This window comes from Actinoplanes subglobosus (assembly GCF_042650585.1).
Taxonomy (GTDB): domain Bacteria; phylum Actinomycetota; class Actinomycetes; order Mycobacteriales; family Micromonosporaceae; genus Actinoplanes; species Actinoplanes subglobosus.
Window position 1 is genome coordinate 164,322 of record NZ_JBHSBL010000007.1, and the last position, 21,243, is coordinate 185,564.

Here is a 21,243-nt window from a genome sequence, read left to right on the forward strand (position 1 = left end):
GCCACCGACGTCCACCGGCTCGCGGCCACCGACGTCCACCGGCTCGCGGCCACCGACGTCCACCGGCTCGCGGCCACCGACGTCCACCGGCTTGCGGCGATCGATGTCTACCAGCTCGCGGCGGTCGTCTATCACCTGGTGACCGGGGAGACGCCCGGCGCGGACCCGCTGCCCGTGGAACGGCTGCGGCCGGCGTGGGCGCGGCTCGACGGCGTGCTCGCGGCCGCGCTCGATCCCGAACCGCGGCGGCGGCCGGGGCTCGCCGAACTGGTCCGCGGGCTCGCGACGTAGTCTTGATCCGGTGAATGACGTGCCTGTTCTCGGTACCCGTTTCGCCGACGAACTGCCCGAGATGGCGGTGTCCTGGAAGTCCGCCCCCGTGGCCGAGCCACGGCTGCTCGTGCTCAACGAACCGCTCGCCGCCGAGCTCGGGCTCGACCCGGAGTGGCTGCGCAGCGACGCGGGTCTCCGGTTCCTCACCGGGAACGAGCTTCCCGACCAGGCCAAACCGGTCGCGCAAGCCTATGCGGGACACCAGTTCGGTGGGTATTCGCCGCGGCTCGGCGACGGGCGCGCGCTGCTGCTCGGCGAGATCGGCGGGCGGGATCTGCATCTCAAGGGCTCCGGGCGTACGCCGTTCGCCCGCGGCGGCGACGGGCTCGCCGCGGTCGGGCCGATGCTGCGGGAGTATGTGATCAGCGAGGCCATGCACGCCCTCGGGATCCCCACCACACGGTCGCTCGCCGTCATCGGGACGGGGAAGAGCATCGTCCGGGAGAACCTCGCGCCCGGGGCGATCCTCGTCCGGGTCGCCGCCAGTCACCTGCGGGTCGGCAGTTTCCAGTTCGCCCGCGCCACCGGCGACGACGGGCTGCTCAGGCGGCTCACCGAGCACGCGATCACGCGGCATCACCCGTCGGCGGCGGACGCGGCCGGGCTCTACCGGGCGGTGGTCGCGGCCCAGGCGGGGCTCATCGCGCGGTGGATGCTCACCGGCTTCGTCCACGGTGTCATGAACACCGACAACATGACGATCTCCGGCGAGACCATCGATTACGGACCGTGTGCGTTCATGGAGGTGTTCGACCCGGCCACCGTCTTCAGCTCCATCGACGAGGGCGGGCGTTACGCCTACGGCAACCAGCCGAACATCGCCCAGTGGAACCTCGCCCGGCTCGCGGAGGCGCTGCTCCCGCTCTTCGACGACGATCAGGAGCGGGCGATCGCGGTGGCCACCGAAGCACTCTCCGAGTTCCGGGGGAAATATGCGGCGGCCACGCTCGACGGCTTCCGCGCCAAGCTCGGGCTCACCGGAAGTGAGATCGACGAGGTCGGTCTCACGTCGCTGTCCGAGGATCTGCTGGCACTCCTCAAGGCGGAGCGGACCGACTTCACCTCCTTCTTCCGGCGCCTGGCCGACGGCACGGACGTCGGCGACGCCTTCGGTGACTGGGTCAAGCGGTGGCGTGCACTCGACCCCGACATCGACGCCATGAACCATGTCAACCCCCTTTACATCCCCCGCAACCATCTCGTCGAGGAGGCCCTCGCCGCGGGCACGGACGGTGACCTCGAACCCCTCCACCGGCTCCTCGACGCGATCACCTCACCCTTCACCGCCCGTCCGGGCCTCGACCGCTTCGCGGAACCGGCTCCGCCGGACTTCGGCAACTACAAGACCTTCTGTGGGACATAGACCTATCTCGTACGGCCACGCTGGGCACCGTGGCTACCACGCGACGCCCCGGCGGCCTCACGGCCGCAGCGCGACCGCCGGGGTGAGGCGGTCCGTTCAGCGGCGGTAGCGCTCGATGTACTCCGCGGCCACCGATGGCATCTCGTCCTCGTCGTCCTCGGCGAAGAAGATCTCGTTCTCCAGCCAGTAGCGGCAGATGAACGCCTCGAACGACTCCGCACAGAACTCGATCACACCGGAACCCGTGAGCGGCTCGGTGTCGTAGGCGTAGCGATCGTCGGTGCAGACCACGGCGTGCTGTGTGCCGTCGGCGGTCACATACAGATACCAGAAGAGACAGCCCTGCTGGTCGGCCAGGAACCGGACGAGCATGCCCTTGCCCGTCGGTGACGGCACCGGGCCGACGTCCAGATCCAGGTAGCACGCGGTCGACGACCGGACGCGCTGGTGCAGCTCGGGGTCGGCCATGAATCGCACGAAGGACTCCGGAAGCACCGGCCCGCCCGGCTCGCAGGCCGCCCGTAGCAGCGGAAGGTCACGCTCCGCCGTGCCGTCCGAGGTGATCGCCCACCGCTCGTGCGGCTGCTGCCCGCGCAGCCACGCGAAGTCACCGCTCAACGGGAACGGCAACGGTGGCAGATCGGTGAACGCGTAACGCCCATACGTCCCCACGTCGGGCCGCGCCTCCACACCCACCGACGCCAGACCGGTGCCCCACCACGACGCCGGGAACGGCGCATCCTCAGCCTTCATGCCCGCCATCCTGCCCCACCCCTACGACAAAACGCCCGGCTGGTCGCGGCCGTCGTCCCGGCCGGTTCGGGGTGGCGGTGGGTGCCGAGTTGTGGGGTCCGGCTGGTCGCGGCCGTCGTCCCGGCCGGTTCGGGGTGGCGGTGGGTGGCGGGTTGTGGGGTCCGGTTGGCTGTGGCCGTCGTCCTGGCCGATCCGAGAGGGCGAGGCGGGGTCAGAGGACGGTGGCCAGGCGGCGGACCGCCTCGGCCATGGCGGATGGGGGCGCGGCGGCGTAGGTGAGGCGCAGGAAGGGGGCCGGGGGTTCGGCGGCGTGCCACGGGCGGCCGGGGAAGACCACTACTCCCGCGGTGGCGGCCGCCGCGGCTACGGCCACGTCGTCGGTGCCCGGGGGGAGCGGGGTCCACAGGTGCAGGCCGCCGGACGGGACCGTGGGTGGGAGTAGGTCGGGCAGGTGGCGGTTCAGGGCTGTGAGCAGGGCTTCTCGGCGGGTGCGGAGTTCGGTGCGGAGCCGGCGGCGGTGACGGGACCAGGCGGGGCTCGTGACGAACTCGATGGTCGCCTGCTGCAACGGGCCCGCCACGTAGAAGTCGTCCAGCAGGCGGGCGGCGCGGAGGCGGGCGCCGGCCGGGCCGCGGGCACCCAGTGCGGCCACCCGCAGGCCGGGCGCTGCCGACTTGGTCAGTGAGCGCAGGTAGATGACGTGGCCGTCGGGGTCGGTGGAGGCCAGCGGTGGCGGGGCGGCGCCGTCGATCGTCAGGTCGCGGGCGTAGTCGTCCTCGATGAGGAACGCCCCGGCGTCGCGGACGGCGGCCAGCACCGGCGGGCGCCGGGCCGGGGCGAGGGTGGCGCCCGTCGGGTTCGCGTGGAGGGGCTGGCAGTAGAAGAGCCTGGCGCCGGTACGGGCGAACGCCGCCGCCAGCTGATCAGGGAGGACGCCGTCACGGTCGGCGGGAACCGGGACCACCCGCAGACCGGCGGCATGCGCGGTGGCCAGCGCCCCGAGGTAGGTCGGCGACTCGACGAGCAGGGTGTCGCCGGGCTCGGTGAGGGCCCGCAGTGTCGACGACAACGCGGCCTGCCCACCGGAGCAGATCACGATGTCCTCGGCCCGAAGCCCGCCATCGTGCGACGCCGGCAGGCCGCCATCGTGCGACGCCGGCAGGCCGCCATCGTGCGACGCCGGCAGGCCGCCATCGTGCGACGCCGGTAGGCCGCCATCGTGCGACGCCGGTAGGCCGCCATCGTGCGACGCCGGTAGGCCGCCATTGTGCGCCGCGGGGAGGCCGGTGCTGGCCGTCGCTGGGAGGTCGCCGCCGGACGATGCCGGCAGGCCGCTGCCGGATGCTGTCGGCGGGGTAGGCGGCGGGTAAGGGCGGGTGGTCTCGCGGGCGAACCAGGCTCGCAGGTCTTCCCGGCCCGCGACCGGGCCCCTCTGCCAAGCCGCCGGCTGGCGGGCCGCGCGTGCCAGGGCCGCACCGAGTGCGGCCGCCGGCTGAAGATCGGCGTCGAGGTAGCCACCGGTCAGCGGAATGGCACCGGCAGGCGGTAACGCCAGTAACGCCTGCATCTCCTCCTCGCCGTACCGGCGGGGCCCGAGCGCGACCGTCTGCCACGACATGTCCGGCGGCGACGACGGGGCCGGCGCGGCGCGGGTGGCGACGAACGTCCCGCGACCGGACCTGGTCTCCACCAGCCCTTCCGCGACCAGCTGGCGGATCGCCGCGGCGACGGTGACGGGGGACGCCTGATGCCGGACGGTCAGCTCGCGCACCGACGGCAGCCGCGTCCCGGCCGGCGCGGCGCCCGTCAGGCCCCGGAGCTCTTGGACGACCCGGTCGGCCGCGTTACTGTTGAACATGAGAGACAAGAGTAGCGCTACTGCGCCCACGACGATAACGGTCGGGGCGATCGCGCTCGGAGCGCTCGGTGTGCTCGCCTTCAGCATGTCGCTGCCCATGACCCGGCTCGCGGTGCGGGAGCTCGATCCCTGGTTCGTCGCGTTCGGCCGGGCCGTCGGCGCCGCCGCACTGGCCGCGGCCTACCTGTGGCTCAGCGGAGCGCCCCGGCCCACCCGTGGGCAGTGGCGCCGCCTGGCGATCGTGGCGGTCGGCGTGGTCGCCGGGTTCCCGCTGTTCACCTCGCTGGCCCTGACCAGCCAGACCTCGGCCCACGGTGCGGTGGTGATCGCCCTGCTCCCGGCGACGACAGCGGTGCTCGCCGTGATCCGCGCGGGGGAACGGCCGCCCCGGCTGTTCTGGATCGCCAGCGGGAGCGGACTGATCGCGGTGTTGACGTTCCTGCTGGTCAGCGGGACCGTGCGGGGTGGGCTGGCGGTCACCGACCTCTATCTGCTCACGGCGGTCGGTCTGTGCGGGCTGGGCTACGCCGAGGGTGGCGTCCTGGCCCGGGAGCTCGGCGGGGCCCGTACCATCTGCTGGGCTCTGATCGTGGCTCTGCCGGTGACCGTGCCGTTGACGGTGGCCTCCGCGCTGTCGCGGATGCCGCACGCCGGCCCGGCGGGCTGGGCGGCGTTCGGCTATCTCACCGTCGTCTCGATGTTCCTGGGGTTCTTCGCCTGGTATGCGGGGCTCGCGCGCGGCGGCATCGCGCGGGTCGGGCAGATCCAGCTCGTCCAGCCGGTCCTCACGTTGCTGTGGTCGGCGCTGCTGCTCGGTGAGCAGGTCGGCGTCACCGCGATCGGCGCGGCGGTCGTCGTGGTCGCGTTCGTGGTGCTGACCCAGCGATCACGGGCGTCCGCCGGCCCGAAACCCGAGGATCAAGGCCCGAAATCCGAGGATCAAGGCCCGAAGCCGGAGGATCAAGGCCCGAAGCCGGAGGATCAAGGCCTGAAGCCGGAGGATCAAGGCCTGAAGCCGGAGGATCAAGGCCTGAAACCCGCTGCTCAAGGCCCGAAGCCGGAGGATCAAGGCCTGAAAGCCGATGCTCAAGGTCCGGAAATCAACGCTCAAGGCCCGAAGGCCGACGCTCGCGCCCCGGAATCCGAAGATCACGGCCCGGAGCCCGACGCCCGGGGCACGCGCGGGCAGGCCGCCGGGGAGGTGGCGGTAGGGTCACGCCCGTGATGGGCCAAGCCTCGAGTAAGCGCTGAGTTGCGACCGATTCTGCTCAGTGGCTACGCCGCCAAGTCCTGTGCGCGGGCCGTCCACAACGCCTACGACCCGACGATCCCCCGGCCCGAGGTGACGGTGTCGCCGGAGTTGCAGGCGCTCTTCGACACCGGCGTCGGTTTCGAGGCCGAGGTCCTGGACGCGTGGGCCGCCCTGCGCCTGCCCGGATACGTCGACCTGCGTGACCTCGACGGCGACAAGCGTGTCCACATCGGCGCGACGATCGGTGCGATGCGCGCCGGTGCGGCGGTCGTCGTCGGGGGCCGGCTGCCCGACGACCTCGACGGAGGCCGCACCGGCAAGCCGGACATCCTGCTGCGGGACGGCGACCACGGGTACCACCCGGCCGACATCAAGGCGCACCACGTCCTGGACCGTAAGCACGACGCCGCGCCGGCCAGCACCCTCGCGGCGCCGGCCTGGCGCGACGCCGTGCCCCTGCCGGACGGCGGTGCCCGGCACCGCGAGGAGGACCTGCTCCAGCTCGCCCACTACTGGCGGATGCTGGAGGCGTGCGGCCACGCGGCCGAACGGCCCCGCGGTGCGATCTGCGGCACCGATCGGCCCGGCAGTCCGATTCTGATCTGGTACGACCTGAGCGCCCCCGCCTTCCGCACCTTCTCCCGCACTTCCGGGGTGGCCACGCGCAGCGCCCTGGAACGGTACGACCACGAGCACGGGTTCCGCCGGAGGGTCGCCGGGGTGGCCCGCCAGCGGCGCGGCGAACCCGGCGATCCCGCGCCGCTCGTCGAACCGGTCGGCCAGGACGAGTGTGCGGGCTGCCGCTGGGCGCCGGCCTGTGTGGACACGCTGCCCGCCGGGGACCTCAGTGCCGAGTTGCGGGGTGCGCTGGGTGTCCGCGAATACCTCGCTCTCCGGGCCGCCGGGGTACGCACCGTCACCGATCTGGCCGGCGCCGATCCTGCCGTGCTGCTCGCCGGGCTCTACGGTGGCGAGGTCGGTCACCTGCGCACCCGCGCGTTCCGGCTGCGCCGGGCGGTGACCGCTGCCCAGCTGGCCCGGGACGGCCGGGTGATCCGCCGGCGGGAGGGCCACGACGTGCCGTCCGCCGACGTCGAGGTCGACATCGACATCGAGTGGGGCAGCGACGACGTCGTCTACCTGTGGGGGCTTCTGGTCAGCGAGGGCGGCGTCTCCTCGTACACCACCTTTGTCGATCTTGCGGTGACCGACGAGGAACGTCTGGCGCGCGCCTGCCTGGACCACCTCGCCTCGGTCGCGGCCGACGCCGCCGCCCGCGGGCGCAGCCTGCTCGTCTTCCACTACGCGTCGCCGGAGCCGCGGCACGCCCGCCGGTTCCCGCCTCTGCCGGACGGCCCCGCCCACCCGGACCGGTGGATCGACATGCTGCCGCTGGTGCGCGCCGCCGTCGACTCCCGTGCCGGGCACGGCCTCAAGGCGATCGCCCGGCACGGTCCCGGGTTCGCCTGGCGCGATCCGGACCCCGGCGGGCTGCAGTCACAGCAATGGCATGCGGCGGCCCGGGAGGGCGATCCGGTCGCCGCCCGGCGGCTGCTCGACTACAACGAGGACGACGTACGGGCGACCCGCGCAGTCCGCGAATGGCTTAGGGTTCGGGAATGAACCCGGTCCAGGCCATCGCCGCCGCCTTCGCGGTGTGGGTGACGCCTGACCTGCCGCTCTACGGCAACGACCACGACCGGTCCGACTTCGCTCCCTGACCCGCGGCGCCGTCCCCACCGCCGTCCGTCGGTCCCGCAACCCCCGGAGCGATCCGTCATGCCGTCACTCAGCACCGTGCTGCGCGCGAAACACGTGCGCGGCCTCCTCGTCTTCAGCCAGACCGGGCGCCTGCCGATGGCCGCCGCCCCGCTCGCCCTGCTCCTCCACGCCCGCGAGGTCCACGGCCTCACCCTGGCCGGGCTGGTCGTCGCCGCGTACACCGCCGGCATGGCGGTCAGCGCGCCGGTGCTCGCCCGGGTCGTCGACCGCTGGCGTCAGCCGCCGGTGCTGTGGGGGTCGGCGCTGCTGTCGGCGGCCGGGTTCGCGGCCGTCGCCGCCAGCGGCCACCGCATCCCTGTCATGATCGCCGGGGCGGTCGTCGCCGGGTTCGGGACGCCACCGCTGGAGGCGTGCCTGCGCGCCCTCTGGCCGGCCCTCGTCCCGGCCGACAGCGTGGCCGCCGCGTATTCGCTGGACCTCGCCGTGCAGGAGGTCATCTACGTGACCGGGCCGCTGGTCACCCTCGCCGCCATCGGGGTCGCCGGGCCGTCCGCCGGGCTGCTCGTCATGGCGGCGCTCCAGCTCGCCGGGGTCGCCGGGTTCGCGTTCACCCCGGTCGTGCGGACCTGGCGGGGTGAGGCCGGCGAACGGCACTGGGCCGGGCCGCTGCGGGTCCGCCGGTTCGTGGTGATCGTCGCCGGGGTGATCTGCGCCGGTGCAGCCGTCGGCAGCCTGCCCGTCGTCGTCACCGGTTACGCCGAGGCCGCCGGGAACCGGTCGCTCAGCGGGTGGCTTCTCGCCGCTCAGGCCGCCGGGGCGCTGGCCGGTGGGCTTCTCTACACCCGCGTCAAGCCCGGCGGGCCGGGGCGGCTGCCGCTCACCGCGGCCGCGTTCGCCGCCGGATACCTGCCGTTGCTGCTGGTCCCCGGGCCGGTGCCGATGGCGGTGCTGCTCGCGATCAGCGGACTGTCGTTGCCGCCGCTGCTCACCGCCGTCTTCCTCACCGTCGACCGGCTGACGCCGCCCGGGACGGCGGTCGAGGCCTTCGCCTGGATCATCACCGCGTTCACTGTGGGCAGCGCGGCGGGTGCGGCCGTCACCGGGCCTCTCGTCGCCGAGAGCATCCGGTACGCCTTCCTGTTCGCGCCGGTGGCCGGGGCGGTCGCGGTGCTCGCCCTGACCGCCGCGTCCCTGTCCCGCCTCGCCCCCGTCCACCACCGATAGCCCTCTGACCGCCGCGTCCCTGTCCCGCACCGCCGCCGTCCACCACCGACAGCCCCGACCAGCCGATCACGGGGGTGACGTGTGGCGTATTCGTGGATGTCATTCCGGCGCCGTCCGGGGGTGCGACCGTCGGCGGGCGGGGGAGGTGCCGATGGCGTACGTCGATCTGCCTGGTCTGGGCGGCTGGGTGCTGGTGGCCGTGTTCACGCTGGTGGTGCTCGATGCGCTGCTGCCGTTCATGCCTGGTGAGACCGCCGTCGTGGCCAGTGGTGTGGCGATCGCGGAGCACGGGCGGGGGCCGGTGACGGTGCTCGCGGTGCTGGCGGCCGCCACCGCTGGAGTGCTCGGGGGCGACCTTCTCGCGTACCACCTCGGGGGTCGCAGTGGGCCCGCGGTGACCCGCCGCCTGCGGCGAGGTCGCCGCGGCGCCGCACTGCACGAATGGGTGGTCGCGGTGATGCGGCGGCACGGTCCGCTTCTGCTGGTCTTCGGCCGCCATCTCCCGGGGGTACGGTCGGCGACCGCCTACACCGCGGGCATGGTCGGGTTCCCGATCCGACGTTTCATCACGTTCACGCTCCTCGGCGGTCTGCTGTGGACCGGCCAGGCGGTGCTGCTCGGCTATCTGGGCGGTGTCGCGTTCGCCGGTCGTCCGCTGGCCGGCCTGTGTGCGGGCTGGCTGGGCGCGGCCCTGTTGAGCGGTGCCGCCGTGCTGGCGCAGCGGTTGCTCGAGCTCACCAGAGGCAGCGCCGGCAGCGGCGCGGCGAAGGCAGGCGGCGCGGCGAAGGCAGGCGGCGCGGCGAAGGCAGGCGGCGCGGCGAAGGCAGGCGGCGCGGCGAAGGCAGGCGGCGCGGCGAAGGCAGGCGGCGCGGCGGGGGCAGGCGGCGCGGCGGTTGCGGGCAGCGCGGCGGCCGTGGAAGCCGGGGGCCGGGTTTGACCTGGAGCGCGCTCCAGGTCCTAGCGTCGTCGGCATGAGCACAACGCGTATCGGAACCATCGAACTGGGACGGACCGGCGAGCAGGTCAGCGCCCTGGCGCTCGGTGCGATGCAGATGGGCAGCGCCACCGCGGAGCCGGAGGCGGTGCGGATCCTGGACCGCTACCGGGAGCTGGGCGGCGCCTTCGTCGACACCGCGGACTGCTACGAGTGGTGGTCGCGGCCGGGCAGCCGGGGCGGGGAGAGCGAGGAGTTGCTGGGCCGCTGGATGCGCGACCGCGGCAACCGCGACGAGATCTTCCTGGCGACGAAGGGCACGGCGTTGCCGGAGTACTCGCCGGACCTGTGGGCGGCCGACGGCACCCCGGACTGGGAGCTGGCCCGGCGGACGTTCGCCGGTGCCGGCGCGGACACGCTGCGGCACGCGCTGGACGGCAGCCTGCGGCGGCTCGGCGTGGACCACGTGGACCTCTACTACGTGCACGTCGACGACCGGGCCACCCCGCTGGAGGAGACCCTGGAGGCGCTGGCCGGGCTGGTCGCGGCCGGCAAGGTGCGTCATCTTGGCTGGTCCAACGTGCGGACCTGGCGGCTGGAGCGGATCCGGCAGCTGTGCGACCGGCACGGCTGGCCGGCTCCGGTGGCGGTTCAGCAGCAGCATTCGTATCTGCGGCGGCGGGCCGGCCTGGAGAACGCGTCGATCGTCGACGACGAGCAGATGGACTACCTGACCGAGCACCGCGATCTGACGCTGGTCGCCTATTCGCCGATCGTGAAGGGGATCTACGACGATCCGGCGCGGCGGGCCGAGCACTGGATGATGCAGTCGTACGCCGGACCGGACGCCGACGCCCGCCTGGACGCGGTCACCGGGCTGGCCGCCGAACTCGGGGTGACGCCGAACCAGCTGGTTCTGGCGTGGCTGCTGCACCAGCAGGAACCTCCGGTGCTGCCGTTGATCGGGCCCCGTACCCCGGAGCAGTTCGAGAATCTGGTGCCGGCCCTCGGCATCAAGCTCGACGCGGGGCAACTCGCCCGGCTCGACGAGGCTGGAGCCTGAAATCCGTAGATTGAGCCAAAGAAATCGGTATTAGCTGGACACCAGGAGGTGTCCGATGGCCCGGAGAAACGGCTGGGCGGATCTGCCGGTGCTGGTCAAGGTGCTGTGCACGGTGTTGGTGGCTGCGTTCGCCGCGGCCGTGGCCGTCGGGGTCGGCATCGTCAAGCTGGGCGAGGTCGACGATGCCGGCGGCGGCATCTACGAGCGGAACATGATCCCCTCGGTGCGGCTGGCGGCGGTCGACGGCATCGCCAACGAGGTCCGCGCGTCGATCCTGCGGCACGTGATCGCGGTCGACGAGCACGTGCTGCCGCCGAGCCGTCAGTTGCGTACCGAACAGGCGGCCCGGGCCGGGAGGGAGTTCTTCGACCCGGCGTTCGACGAGGTGAGCGACGCGCTCGGCGCTCTCGGGACGATCCAGGCCGGGCAGGCCACGACGGCCGCGGCTGCCCGCACGACGCAGCAGGCGGCGGACGAGCTGACCCGGCTGGCGTCGGAGCTGTCCGCGATCGTCGGAGGCTTCAGGCACTGACAGTGTCGACGGGCCCGGCGGGCCCGGCGGGGCCGGCGGGCCCGGCGGCGTCGGCGGTGCCGGCGGTTGCCGGTGCGGTCAGCATCTCCATGATGCCGGTGGCGTCGACCGGGTGGGCCAGCAGATAGCCCTGCGCGTACTCGCAGCCGAGCTCGGCGAGCACGGCCAGGTCGGCACTGTCGTCGACGCCCTCGGCAAGGGAGGCCATGCCGAGCGCGTGCGCCATCCCGATCATGGCGTCGGCCAGAGCGCGGCGGGCCGGGTCGCGGGCGATGCCGTTCACGAACGTGTGGTCGATCTTGACGGTGTCCCAGCCGTGGTCGGCGACCCGGGCCATCGACGAGTAACCGGTGCCGAAGTCGTCGACGGCGATCTGCACGCCGGCGCGGCGCAGCGGGCCGAGGGCCGCCTCGACGGTCTCCGGCAGGGCCAGGCCCATCTCGGTGAGCTCCAGGGTGAGCGCGGCCGGCGGGGTGCCGGTGCGATCGAGGGCGGCCAGCACCACGTCGGCGGTGCCCGCCTCGAGCTGGCGCGGGGACAGGTTGACCGCGATCGGCACCCAGCGGCCGGTCCGGTTGTACCAGGCCCGCTGCTCGTGCAGGGACTCCTCGAGGACCACCGCGAACAGCTGGCCGACGGTGCCGGTGGCCTCGGCGACACCGACGAACACAGCCGGTAGCAGGATGCCCTCGGTCGGGTGTTCCCAGCGGGCCAGCGCCTCCACCGAGCTGAGGCTGCCGTCGTCGACCCGGAAGACCGGCTGGTAGACGCAGAACAGCTCGCCCGGGTGGGTGAGCGCGCGGCGGAAGTCGGCGTCGCGCCGCAGACGCCGGGTGGCGTCGGTGCGGCTCTGCACGTCGAACCGGACCATCCGGCCCCGCCCGGCGGCCTTGGCCTGGTACATCGCGGTGTCGGCGTCCTGGAGCAGGGTCTCCGGGTCGGCGTTGAGCTCGTCGGTGGTGCGCAGCCCGATGGAGAGCGACGCGAAGAACTCACTGCCGTCGGCGAGGTGCATCGGCCGGCCCAGGGCGGCGGCGACCCGGTCGGCGACGGCCGCGGCCTCCTCCTCGCCGACCGACGGCATCAGGATGACGAACTCGTCGCCGCCGAGCCGGCAGGGCACGTCGGTGGGCCGGACCGCGCCGCGCAGCCGGTCGGCGATGGCCACGAGCAGCTGGTCGCCGGCGTCGTGGCCGAGGCTGTCGTTGACGTTCTTGAAGTGGTCGAGGTCGCAGAAGAGCAGGCCGACCCGGGCCGAGCCGTCCGGTGGCAGCGAGGCCAGGGCGAGAGCCATCCGGTCCATCAGCAGGGCCCGGTTGGCCAGGCCGGTCAGCGCGTCGTGGCCGACCCGGCGGGCCAGGTCGTGGATCGGGGCGAGCAGGCGCAGGGCGACCAGGGCGACCGACATCCAGGTGCCGACGACCAGCGGCGTGTCGGAGCCGGGTTCCCAGAACAGGTGCAGGCTGGGCAGCACGAGGGCGGCGCCGAAGAGGGTGAGTGCCCGGGTCACGGTGAGGGTGCTGACGGTCGAGCGGCGGGGCTTGGTGTAGACCATCGACGGGTGCAGGCCGGCCGTGGCGATCAGGATCGGCATGGCCATCCAGCCCAGGTCGATCAGCTTGCCCTCGACGTACGTGCCGGTCAGCACCTGATGGGTGTAGAGGGCGTCGGAGACGAACCAGGCGATCAGGCCGCCGGCCAGCCAGCGGACCCCGGGGGCGCGCAGTTCGACGCCGAGCGCCAGGGCGAGCGCGCAGTAGAGCACGACCAGGGTGCTGAACGGTGCGGAGACGGCGACGAACCGGGCGAGCGTGGTGCCGCCCTCGGTGACCAGCGGGTTCACCACGAGCAGCCAGGCGATGCTGGTGAACGGGGCGAGGATGACGGCCGAGTCGAGGAAGGCGGTCCGGCCGGAGCGGGCGGCCAGCATCGCCGCGCCGGCCGCGATGGCCAGGTGGGCGACGAGGTAGAGGGCGTCGGCGACCGACGGGAACGGCGGGTTCGTGCCGTCCAGCGAGTAGACGGCGAAGATGACGTCACCGGCGCCGGAGAGCGCCAGCCCGAGCACGATGACCTGCCAGCCGCCCCGGCGCTGCGGGGCGTTGCGCTGCAGCCCGATCCAGGTGGCGATCGGCGCCGTGCAGTTGACCAGCACGTACACCCATCGTGAGGCGGCGTTGAACGGGGTCAGCACGTAGGCCGTCGCAGCCGTGGAGGCGAGCACCAGGTAGATCCACCACAGATGGCGGAGGACCGCGCTCATACGCATGCTGCCCCCATCGGCCGCCAGGGGGCCGACACGAGGGTAACCAGGGTTCTTCGTCAGCACGATACCCCGTTCACATGCGCAATTAATAGTTGATTTCCAGGATTGACAATCTACGGTTCGGCGCGGAAACCTGAGGCGGACACCACACCGCCCGCTCAGGGGGAACCGTGAAGCTCATATCCACAACGGCGACGGCGCTACTGCTCGGCCTCACCCTGACCGCCTGCACGGGCGGCCGGGGCGCCGGTCCCGCCACCGCCGCGGCGATCGACCTCGTCGAGACCACCCCGGCCGCGACCGGCGACGTGGACAAGGTGACCTGGGCACTGCCCGCCGGCGAGCCGGCGTCGCTCGACCCGGCCCGCACCGGCGACTACTCGGCGAACACCGTCGGCACCAACCTCTGCGAGAGCCTGCTGCGCCTGGAGACCGACTACTCCACCAGCCCGGGCCTGGCCAGCGCCGTCGTCCAGAAGGACCCGGTCACCGTGGTGATCACCCTGCGCGACGGCGTCACCTTCTGGGACGGCAGCCCGCTCACCGCCGACGACGTCGCCTACAGCCTCAGCCGCAACATGGACCCGGCCCTCGCCTCCTACGCGGCGCACGTCTACGCCAACGTCGCCTCGATCGACGCCACCGGCGACCTCGAGGTCACCGTCCGGTTCAAGACCCCCGACATGCAGTTCGTCCCGGACCTGGCCGGTGTCCCCGGCGCGATCATGCAGAAGGCCTTCACGTCAAAGGCCGGACCCTCCTTCGGTACGGCCACCGGCGGCCTGATGTGCACCGGCCCGTTCAGGCTCGCCGGCTGGCAGAACGGCCAGAAGATCACCCTGGAGCGCAACGACACCTACTGGGACGCCACCCGTACGGCGAAGGCGAAGACGTTCGACTTCGTGTTCCTGACCGACAGCAGCACCCTGACCAGCGCCCTGCTCGCCGGCGAGGTCGACGGTGTCTACGGCGCCCCGGTCGGCAGCATCGCCGCGCTGCAGCGTTCGGAGACCGGCGAGCTGTATTTCGGCCCGAGCACCGAGACGTTCAGCCTCGGCGCGGTCGCCGCCGACGGCCCGGCCGCCGACCCGAGGATCCGGCAGGCCCTCGACCTGGCGATCGACAAGTCCGCCTTCGTGACCAGCGTGCTCAAGGGCGCCGGCGAGCCGCTCAAGACCTTCACCCCGCCGCTGTCCTGGCAGGGCAGCCCGGCCAAGGCGGTCTACGACGCGGGGTACGCCGCCCTCCCCGACACCTCGAAGGCCGACCTGGCGACCGCGCAGAAGCTGGTCACCGAGGCCGCCCCGAGCCGCACCGACCTGGTGATCGCGACCCCGGCCGGCGACCAGTCGCTGCTGCAGACCGCCACCATCGCCCAGGCCGCCGCCCAGCAGATCGGCCTGACGATGACCGTGAAGCAGCTGCAGCCGGCCGAGTTCGCGGGGCTCTTCTACGACCCGGGGCTGCGCAAGGGCATCGACTTCATCGCGACCACCGGCTACCTGGAGGTACCGGGCGCCCTCTACTACGCCCCCGGTTTCGTCCTCCCGGGCGCGCCGTTCAACTGGACGAACTACGAGGACGCGGGCGTCACCCGGGACATCGCCGGCGCCGTCTCCGAGACCGACCCGGCGCAGTCGGCGGAGAGGTTCGTCGCCGCGCAGGCCGTCTTCGGCCCGGCGAAACTCCAGATCACCCTGGCCGGATCGCACAACCGCCTGTTCCTCAACAAGCGCATCACCGGTGCTCCGGCCTCCTTCTCCTACATCAGCTCCGCGTGGGCCGCACTGGTCGGCGCCCCGTGACCGGGTTCGTCCTGCGCAAACTCGCCGGGGTGGTGGCGACCGTGACGGTGGCCAGCCTGGTCATCTTCGGCGCGCTGTACCTGGCGCCCGGGGACCCGGCCAGCCTGCTGGCCGGGGGCAACCAGGCCAGCCCGGCGGCCCTGGCCGAGATCCGCGAGCGCTACCACCTCGACGAGCCGTTCCTCGCGCAGTACCGGCATTGGCTGTCCGGGCTGCTCAGCGGTGACCCGGGCACCTCGATGGTGCTGAAGGAGCCGGTCACGGCACTGATCGGGGCTCGCCTCGGCACCACGGTGCTGCTGGTGGCGTACGCCTCGGTGCTGATCCTGACCTTGGGGGTGGCCTTCGGGGTCCTCGCGGCCGTCGGTGGCAAGCGGGTCGACCAGGCGCTCACGGTGACCACGACGGTGCTGATGGCGGCGCCCGCGTTCGTCGCCGCGATCCTGCTGATCTGGCTGTTCGCGACCACGCTGTCATGGTTCCCGGTCTACGGGTCGGGCACCGGCTTCATCGATCGGCTCCACCACCTGACACTGCCGGCACTGGCCCTGACCGGCGGATATCTGGCCTACGTCAGCCGGATCACCCGCACCGAGGTCCGCGCCGAACTCGCCTCCGACCACGTCGCCGCCGCCCGGGTACGCGGGCTGCCGCGCCGGACCGTGCTGCGCCGCCACGTGCTGCGCAACGCGGCCCCGCCGATCGTCGCGGTCTCCGGCGTCACGGTGGCCGGCCTGTTCGCCGCGACCGCGGTGGCCGAGCAGGCGTTCGGCGTCGCCGGACTGGGCTCGCTGCTGGTGCAGAGCGCCGCCCGCCAGGACCTGATCGTCGTGCAGGCGCTGTCACTGCTGCTGGTGACGGTCTTCGTGGTGGTGAACATGCTGGTCGACCTGCTGAACGCGGCCCTCGACCCGGGCCTGGCGAGAGAAGGCGCCGCGTGAAGAGGTGGCTGGCACCGGCGATCTGTGTGCTCGTGGTGCTCCTCGCACTGCTCGCCCCGCTGATAGCGCCCTACGACCCCAACGCGCTGGACCCGCTCAACGCCTACGCGCCGTTCTCCGCAGCGCACCCGCTCGGCACCGACGACCTCGGCCGTGACCTGCTGTCCCGTCTCATCCACGGCTCGCGGACCAGCCTGGCCGGGCCGTTGATCGTGGTCCTCGCCGCCGGCACGGCCGGTGCCACCGTCGCGATCGTCGCGGCCTGGTGCGGCGGCTGGTTCGACGCCCTGATCTCCCGGGCGCTGGACGTGCTGTTCGCCTTCCCCGGCCTGGTCCTGGCGATCACCGTGGCGGCCCTGTTCGGCAGCGGTTTCGTCACCCCCGTGGTGGCGCTGTCGCTGGCGTTCGTGCCGGTCATGGCCCGGGTGATGCGGGCCGCGGCGCTGCGCGAACGCAACCTGCCCTACATCGAGGCGCTACGTGTGCAGGGTTTCGGCGCCTGGCACATCTGCCTGCGCCACCTGGTGCCCAACCTGGCGCCGCTGCTGATGGTCCAGGCCGCGATCGGCTTCGGGTACGCGATGATCGACCTGGCGTCGATCTCCTTCCTCGGCCTGGGACTCCAGCCGCCGGCCGCCGACTGGGGCCTGATGATCGCGAACGGTCAGCCGTCCGTCCTCGCGGGCTTCCCGCAGCAGTCCGTCGCCGCCGCCGTCGCGGTGGTGGTCACCGTGGTCGCCTTCACCGCCGTAGCGGAACGGCTGGCCACGCGTTTCGGAGGCGATGCCCGATGACCCTGCTCCAACTCGACCGGGTAACCGTCGCCGTGTCCGGCCGGCCGGTCCTCAGACAGGTGACTCTCGACGTCCGCGCCGGTGAGGCCGTTGGGCTCGTCGGCGAGTCCGGCTCCGGCAAGTCGATGACCGTCAAGTCGGTGGTGCGCCTGCTGCCCACCGGCGCCACGGTCGGCGGAACGGTCCGCTTCGACGGCGCCGACGTCCACGCTCTGGACGCGGCGGCGCTGCGCCGGATGCGCTCCCGGGACGTCGCCATGGTCTTCCAGGATCCGCGCGCCGTCGTCAACCCGGTGCGCACGGTCGGCGACTTCCTCACCGAGGTGCTGCGCGACCAGGGTGTCAGCCGGGCGGAGGCGACGCGACGGGCTGCCGCCGCACTGTCCGAGGTCGGCGTCGGCGATGCGGCACGACGCCTCCGGCAGCGGCCGTACGAGCTGAGCGGCGGCCTGCTCCAGCGAGTGGTGATCGCCGCCGCGCTGCTGACCGAACCGCGCCTGATCCTGGCCGACGAGCCGACCACCGCCCTCGACGTGACCACGCAGGAGGAGGTGGTGGCGATCCTCAACGAGCAGCGCCGGCTCCGCGGGGCCGCCCTCATGTTCATCACCCACGACCTGGAACTGGCCGCGGCCGTCTGCGACCGGATCGCCGTCATGTACGCCGGCGAGATCGTCGAGATCCTGCCCGCCGCCCGGCTGCACTCCGGCGCGCGGCACCCGTACACCCGGGCGCTGCTCGATGCCCGGCCCGGTGCGGTGCCACCCGGCGAGCGCCTGCGGACCGTGCCCGGCGTCCCGCAGTCCGCGTACACCGCCCCGGCCGGCTGCGTCTTCGCCGACCGCTGCCCGCACGCCGAGCCCCGCTGCCGCGACGAGCGACCCGTCTTCACCGGGTCGGCGGCCTGTCACCTGCTGGGGGCGCTGTGATGCTCGACGTGCGTGACCTGCGCAAGGACTACCGCGGTGGGACCGCTCTCGACGGGGTCAGCTTCAGCGTCGGCGCCGGCGGGTCGCTGGCCGTGGTCGGCGAGTCCGGCTCCGGCAAGACCACCTGCGCGCGGATCGTCACCGGGCTGGAGAAGGCCACGTCGGGGACGGTCACCCTGCACGGCACGGTCCAGATGGTGTTCCAGGACCCGTACCAGAGCCTCGATCGTCGCCAGACGGTCCGCGCCTGTCTCGCCGAGGTCCTGGCCCACCATCGCAAGGACCGGTCCCGGATCGGTGAGCTGCTCGACCTGGTCGGTCTCGACCAGCGGCTCGGCGACGCGCTGCCCCGGCACCTGTCCGGCGGGCAGCGGCAGCGGGTCGCGATCGCCCGCGCGCTGGCCGCCGAGCCGCGGCTGCTGGTCCTCGACGAGGCGGTCGCCGCGCTCGACGTGTCGATCCAGGCCCAGATCCTCAACCTGCTGGTGGACGCCCGGGCCGCCACGGGGGTGGCCTACCTGTTCATCACCCATGACCTGTCGGTGGTGCGGCACGTCTGCGAGGACGTCGTGGTCATGTCGCGCGGGCGGGTCGTCGAGTCCGGGCCGGTGGAGAAGGTGCTGCACGAGCCGGAGCACGATTACACCCGCCGGCTCGTCGACTCGGTGCCCCGGCCCGGCTGGGTCCCGCGGCGGGTGGTCAGTCGTGACTGAGTCGTTCCAGCAGCTGCTCGGCCGCGGTCCGGATCAGGCCGCCGGAGGCCACCGGCAGCTGCAGCTCGGCCATCGTCGAGTTGCCCAGGGCGAGACACCACAGCCCGTACGCCACCGACCGTCGCGCCCCCGGCGAGGCCGCCGGGTACTCCGCGGTGAGCGCCTGCTCCACCGCCTGCACCGCCTGCAGGTAGCGCTCCTGCAGGGTGGCGCGGATGCTGTCGTCGGTGATCCCGGCCGTGATCAGCTCGCGGATCACCGTGTCGTCGTCGCCGATCGGCAGGAACCCACTGCTGAACAGGTAGTCCATGGCGATCGGCAGCTTCTCCCGGTCGGGCGCGGCGGCGATCCTGCCGGTGAACTCGGCCTCGTAACCGGTGTAGAGCCAGTTCGCGAACGCGCGCAGCAGGTCGTCACGGTTGCCGACGTAGTGCCGGACGTGGCTGCGGCTCAGCCCGGACTCCTCCGAGACCCGCTCCAGGGTGGTGCCGGCCAGGCCGTGTTTCTGCAGGCAGCGAGCCGTCGCCTGCATGATCTGCTCGGTCCGCTCGGTGGCCATGCTGGGACGTCCCACGTCGCCTCCCCTCCCGGGTCAGTGTGCCCGCCGTACAGCCTAATTGATTGTCATTATGGAAAAGAAACGAGGATGTTGATGTCCGAGCTGCCCGACCCCCGCCTGGTCTTCGCCTTCGAGGCGCGCGTCGACGTCGCCGAGACCGTGCACATCGGCCGCGGGCTCGACTTCACCCCGATCACCGGCGGTACGGTCCACGGCCCCCGCCTGTCCGGGACGGTACTGGCCGGCGGCGGTGACCGGTCCACCACCCACGACGGGGTCACCGAACTCGACGCCCACTACCTGCTCCAGGCCGACGACGGGTCGGTCATCGACATCCGCAACCGCGGGTTCTGGCGGGCCACGCCGGAGATCGACGCGCGGGTCGAGGCGGGGGAGGACCTGCCCGAGACCGAGTACTACTACCGGACCAGCCCGGTGTTCCGCACCGGCGCACCGGCCCACCGCTGGCTGGCCGAATCCGTCTTCGTCGGCCTGGCCCGAGGCGAGAACGGGCAGGTCTGCATCCGCTTCTTCGAGGTGCTCTGATGATCTCCGTGCAGCGGACCGGGCCGGGGCCGCTCTCCCCCGAAGCCACCCAGTACATGGTGCGGATGCGGGACGGCGTGCACCTCGCCACCGACGTCTACCTGCCACCCGGCGACGTCACCCCCGGGCCGACCGTCCTCACCCGGCTGCCGTACGACAAGTGCGGTGAGTACACGTTCATGCCGAGGATCGCCGCGTACTTCACCGCCCGCGGCTACCGGATGGTCGTGCAGGACGTGCGCGGCAAGTTCCGGTCCGAGGGTGAGACGCTGCTGTTCGTCAACGAGGCCTACGACGGGTACGACACCCTCGACTGGGTGGTCAACCAGCAGTGGTCGGACGGGATCGTCGGCATGTGGGGCGACTCCTACTACGGCTACACCCAGTGGGCGGCCGCGTCGACCGGGCACCCGGCCCTCAAGGCGATGGTCCCCCGGGTCACCGGCACCCGGCTCGGCGAACTCCCGGTCCCGATCCCCGGGCAGCGCACCCACGACGTCGAGATGTCGGTGCACCGGTTCTACCCGCTGTCGATGTTCCACGACCGGGACATCCTCGACTGGGCGATCGACTGGACCCGGCGGCCCCTCGCGGCCCAGGTCGAGGAGTTCTTCACCGCCGTCGGCAGCCGGTCCGCGTCGTACGATCTGTGGTTCCCGCACCCGGTCAGCCTGCGGCGTTTCCCGGCCGGGAGCCCGTTCGACGCGCCCGCCGTGCCGGTGCTCATGACCATCGGGTGGTGGGACAACTGCGCGCCCTGGCAGTGGTCCGACCACCGGGAGCTGCAGCGGCGGCCGGCCTGGGCCCGCAACGAATACCTGCTGCTGGAGGCCATCGACCACGAGAACACCAGCCACTTCGCCCCCGGTGAGGCGATGTCGGTGGAGACGATGGCGGCGCGGTACCTCGACCCGGCTGTCGAGTTCTTCGACGTGTTCCTGCGCGGGTTCGACACCGTGATCCCCCGGGTGCGGTGGCAGCTGGCCAACACCGGGGATCCGTCGTTCCGCTCCTCGGCTGTGTGGCCGCCGGGTGCGGCGTACGAGATGGAGTGGCAGCCCACCGCGACCGATCCGTCGGCCGCCACCCTCGCTCCGGTCTCCGCCGCCGGGGTTGCCGGCCCGGCCGGGGACGTCGCGGTGTGGGTTCACGACGCGGCCGATCCGGTGCCTTCTCCGGTCGCCGACCCCTTCGGCTTCCTGCGCGAATTCCCGGACGAGCGGCATCTCGCCGACCGGCCCGACGTGCTCGTCTTCACCGCGGCCCCGGTGACCGTGCCGCTCGACCTGGCCGGGCCGATCCGTCTCGACGCCGTGATCGGCTCCGACGGGCCGGAGATGGACCTCTTCGTCCGGCTCGCCGATGTCGCTCCCGACGGCACCGCCCGGCTGATCGCCCGTGGCCAGCAGACCATCCTGAACCCCGGCGACGCCTTCGCCGTAACGATCGATCTCGGTCATACCGGCTATCGGTTGCCGGCCGGCCATGCGCTGCGGCTGATGCTGGCCAGTTCGGACGCGCCCGAGTTCGTGCCCGCTCCCGGCACCGGCGAGCACCGCTGGACCGCCGCGAAGACCATCCCCAACCGGCAGTGCGTGTACCTCGCCCGCACTCGTCTGACCTGCACCGTCCTGTGATGCCGGCCGACGTGGATGT

At 72.6% G+C, this 21,243-nt stretch carries 18 protein-coding genes and 1 pseudogene; 15 read left to right on the forward strand and 4 right to left on the reverse strand.

The window, feature by feature from the left end:
• Positions 1–291 (forward strand): annotated as a pseudogene (locus tag ACFO0C_RS09705) (hypothetical protein); the annotation flags it as partial.
• A gap of 10 nt (positions 292–301) precedes the next feature.
• A complete protein-coding gene (locus ACFO0C_RS09710; protein WP_378066241.1) occupies positions 302–1,696 on the forward strand; it encodes a protein adenylyltransferase SelO in 1,395 nt (464 codons plus the stop codon).
• A gap of 96 nt (positions 1,697–1,792) precedes the next feature.
• Here the strand turns inward: ACFO0C_RS09710 and ACFO0C_RS09715 are convergent, their stop codons facing one another.
• Together ACFO0C_RS09715 and ACFO0C_RS09720 are read right to left on the reverse strand one after the other, a co-directional pair.
• On the reverse strand, positions 1,793–2,449 hold the full coding sequence (locus ACFO0C_RS09715) for a hypothetical protein (protein ID WP_378066242.1): 657 nt from the start codon (positions 2,447–2,449) through the stop codon (positions 1,793–1,795).
• A 211-nt stretch (positions 2,450–2,660) separates the two neighbouring features.
• Positions 2,661–4,307: an aminotransferase-like domain-containing protein gene (locus ACFO0C_RS09720; RefSeq protein ID WP_378066243.1), complete on the reverse strand. Its 1,647-nt coding sequence runs from the start codon at positions 4,305–4,307 to the stop codon at positions 2,661–2,663.
• On the opposite strand from ACFO0C_RS09720, the gene ACFO0C_RS09725 reads away from it, so the two are divergent.
• The 6 genes from ACFO0C_RS09725 (at position 4,306) to ACFO0C_RS09750 (ending at position 11,034) form a co-directional block, all read left to right on the forward strand.
• Positions 4,306–5,532 (forward strand): DMT family transporter, encoded by a 1,227-nt coding sequence (locus tag ACFO0C_RS09725; protein WP_378066244.1) that lies wholly within the window; start codon positions 4,306–4,308, stop codon positions 5,530–5,532. The two genes, ACFO0C_RS09720 and ACFO0C_RS09725, sit on opposite strands and share 2 nt — an antisense overlap.
• Positions 5,533–5,559: 27 nt before the next feature.
• Positions 5,560–7,182, forward strand: coding sequence for a TM0106 family RecB-like putative nuclease (locus ACFO0C_RS09730; RefSeq protein WP_378066245.1), 1,623 nt, complete (start codon positions 5,560–5,562; stop codon positions 7,180–7,182).
• Between the two features lie 156 nt (positions 7,183–7,338).
• Positions 7,339–8,505: an MFS transporter gene (locus tag ACFO0C_RS09735; protein WP_378066246.1), complete on the forward strand. Its 1,167-nt coding sequence runs from the start codon at positions 7,339–7,341 to the stop codon at positions 8,503–8,505.
• Positions 8,506–8,656: 151 nt separating this feature from the next.
• Positions 8,657–9,442 carry a DedA family protein gene (locus ACFO0C_RS09740; RefSeq protein WP_378066247.1) on the forward strand — a complete coding sequence of 262 codons (786 nt, stop codon included), beginning with the start codon at positions 8,657–8,659 and terminating at the stop codon, positions 9,440–9,442.
• Between the two features lie 34 nt (positions 9,443–9,476).
• On the forward strand, positions 9,477–10,502 hold the full coding sequence (locus ACFO0C_RS09745) for an aldo/keto reductase (RefSeq protein ID WP_378066248.1): 1,026 nt from the start codon (positions 9,477–9,479) through the stop codon (positions 10,500–10,502).
• A gap of 55 nt (positions 10,503–10,557) precedes the next feature.
• On the forward strand, positions 10,558–11,034 hold the full coding sequence (locus ACFO0C_RS09750; protein ID WP_378066249.1) for a hypothetical protein: 477 nt from the start codon (positions 10,558–10,560) through the stop codon (positions 11,032–11,034).
• Here ACFO0C_RS09750 and ACFO0C_RS09755 read toward each other — a convergent pair.
• Positions 11,024–13,297, reverse strand: coding sequence for a putative bifunctional diguanylate cyclase/phosphodiesterase (locus tag ACFO0C_RS09755; RefSeq protein ID WP_378066250.1), 2,274 nt, complete (start codon positions 13,295–13,297; stop codon positions 11,024–11,026). The genes ACFO0C_RS09750 and ACFO0C_RS09755 overlap by 11 nt on opposite strands.
• Positions 13,298–13,470: 173 nt before the next feature.
• On the opposite strand from ACFO0C_RS09755, the gene ACFO0C_RS09760 reads away from it, so the two are divergent.
• Genes ACFO0C_RS09760 through ACFO0C_RS09780 form a run of 5 tightly spaced genes read left to right on the forward strand, consistent with a single transcriptional unit; the run spans position 13,471 to position 18,482 of the window.
• Positions 13,471–15,105, forward strand: coding sequence for an ABC transporter substrate-binding protein (locus ACFO0C_RS09760; RefSeq protein WP_378066251.1), 1,635 nt, complete (start codon positions 13,471–13,473; stop codon positions 15,103–15,105).
• On the forward strand, positions 15,102–16,046 hold the full coding sequence (locus ACFO0C_RS09765; RefSeq protein ID WP_378066252.1) for an ABC transporter permease: 945 nt from the start codon (positions 15,102–15,104) through the stop codon (positions 16,044–16,046). The genes ACFO0C_RS09760 and ACFO0C_RS09765 overlap by 4 nt, the downstream gene beginning before the upstream one ends.
• The gene (locus tag ACFO0C_RS09770) at positions 16,043–16,840 is read left to right on the forward strand and encodes an ABC transporter permease (RefSeq protein ID WP_378066253.1); all 798 of its coding nucleotides are present in this window, start codon (positions 16,043–16,045) and stop codon (positions 16,838–16,840) included. The genes ACFO0C_RS09765 and ACFO0C_RS09770 overlap by 4 nt, the downstream gene beginning before the upstream one ends.
• On the forward strand, positions 16,837–17,769 hold the full coding sequence (locus tag ACFO0C_RS09775; RefSeq protein ID WP_378066254.1) for an ABC transporter ATP-binding protein: 933 nt from the start codon (positions 16,837–16,839) through the stop codon (positions 17,767–17,769). The genes ACFO0C_RS09770 and ACFO0C_RS09775 overlap by 4 nt, the downstream gene beginning before the upstream one ends.
• Positions 17,769–18,482, forward strand: a complete 714-nt coding sequence (locus ACFO0C_RS09780; RefSeq protein ID WP_378066255.1) for an ABC transporter ATP-binding protein — start codon at positions 17,769–17,771, stop codon at positions 18,480–18,482. Before ACFO0C_RS09775 ends, ACFO0C_RS09780 begins: the two co-directional genes overlap by 1 nt.
• On the opposite strand, the gene ACFO0C_RS09785 is transcribed toward ACFO0C_RS09780, so the two are convergent.
• Positions 18,469–19,056 (reverse strand): TetR/AcrR family transcriptional regulator, encoded by a 588-nt coding sequence (locus tag ACFO0C_RS09785; protein ID WP_378066256.1) that lies wholly within the window; start codon positions 19,054–19,056, stop codon positions 18,469–18,471. The two genes, ACFO0C_RS09780 and ACFO0C_RS09785, sit on opposite strands and share 14 nt — an antisense overlap.
• 78 nt (positions 19,057–19,134) lie before the next feature.
• Between ACFO0C_RS09785 and ACFO0C_RS09790 the strand changes: the two genes are divergently transcribed.
• Positions 19,135–19,587 (forward strand): DUF3237 domain-containing protein, encoded by a 453-nt coding sequence (locus tag ACFO0C_RS09790; protein ID WP_378066257.1) that lies wholly within the window; start codon positions 19,135–19,137, stop codon positions 19,585–19,587.
• Positions 19,587–21,224, forward strand: coding sequence for a CocE/NonD family hydrolase (locus ACFO0C_RS09795; protein WP_378066258.1), 1,638 nt, complete (start codon positions 19,587–19,589; stop codon positions 21,222–21,224). Before ACFO0C_RS09790 ends, ACFO0C_RS09795 begins: the two co-directional genes overlap by 1 nt.
• The last annotated feature ends 19 nt before the right edge of the window (positions 21,225–21,243 follow it).

Bases quoted from the DNA above. Each gene is read 5' to 3' on its own strand.
- ACFO0C_RS09745 (WP_378066248.1), top strand. From the start codon at position 9,477: ATGAGCACAACGCGTATCGGAACCATCGAACTGGGACGGACCGGCGAG.
- ACFO0C_RS09780 (WP_378066255.1), top strand. From the start codon at position 17,769: ATGCTCGACGTGCGTGACCTGCGCAAGGACTACCGCGGTGGGACCGCT.
- ACFO0C_RS09720 (WP_378066243.1), bottom strand. From the start codon at position 4,307: ATGTTCAACAGTAACGCGGCCGACCGGGTCGTCCAAGAGCTCCGGGGC.
- ACFO0C_RS09790 (WP_378066257.1), top strand. From the start codon at position 19,135: ATGTCCGAGCTGCCCGACCCCCGCCTGGTCTTCGCCTTCGAGGCGCGC.
- ACFO0C_RS09750 (WP_378066249.1), top strand. From the start codon at position 10,558: ATGGCCCGGAGAAACGGCTGGGCGGATCTGCCGGTGCTGGTCAAGGTG.
- ACFO0C_RS09740 (WP_378066247.1), top strand. From the start codon at position 8,657: ATGGCGTACGTCGATCTGCCTGGTCTGGGCGGCTGGGTGCTGGTGGCC.
- ACFO0C_RS09715 (WP_378066242.1), bottom strand. From the start codon at position 2,449: ATGAAGGCTGAGGATGCGCCGTTCCCGGCGTCGTGGTGGGGCACCGGT.
- ACFO0C_RS09795 (WP_378066258.1), top strand. From the start codon at position 19,587: ATGATCTCCGTGCAGCGGACCGGGCCGGGGCCGCTCTCCCCCGAAGCC.
- ACFO0C_RS09755 (WP_378066250.1), bottom strand. From the start codon at position 13,297: ATGAGCGCGGTCCTCCGCCATCTGTGGTGGATCTACCTGGTGCTCGCC.
- ACFO0C_RS09725 (WP_378066244.1), top strand. From the start codon at position 4,306: ATGAGAGACAAGAGTAGCGCTACTGCGCCCACGACGATAACGGTCGGG.
- ACFO0C_RS09735 (WP_378066246.1), top strand. From the start codon at position 7,339: ATGCCGTCACTCAGCACCGTGCTGCGCGCGAAACACGTGCGCGGCCTC.
- ACFO0C_RS09775 (WP_378066254.1), top strand. From the start codon at position 16,837: ATGACCCTGCTCCAACTCGACCGGGTAACCGTCGCCGTGTCCGGCCGG.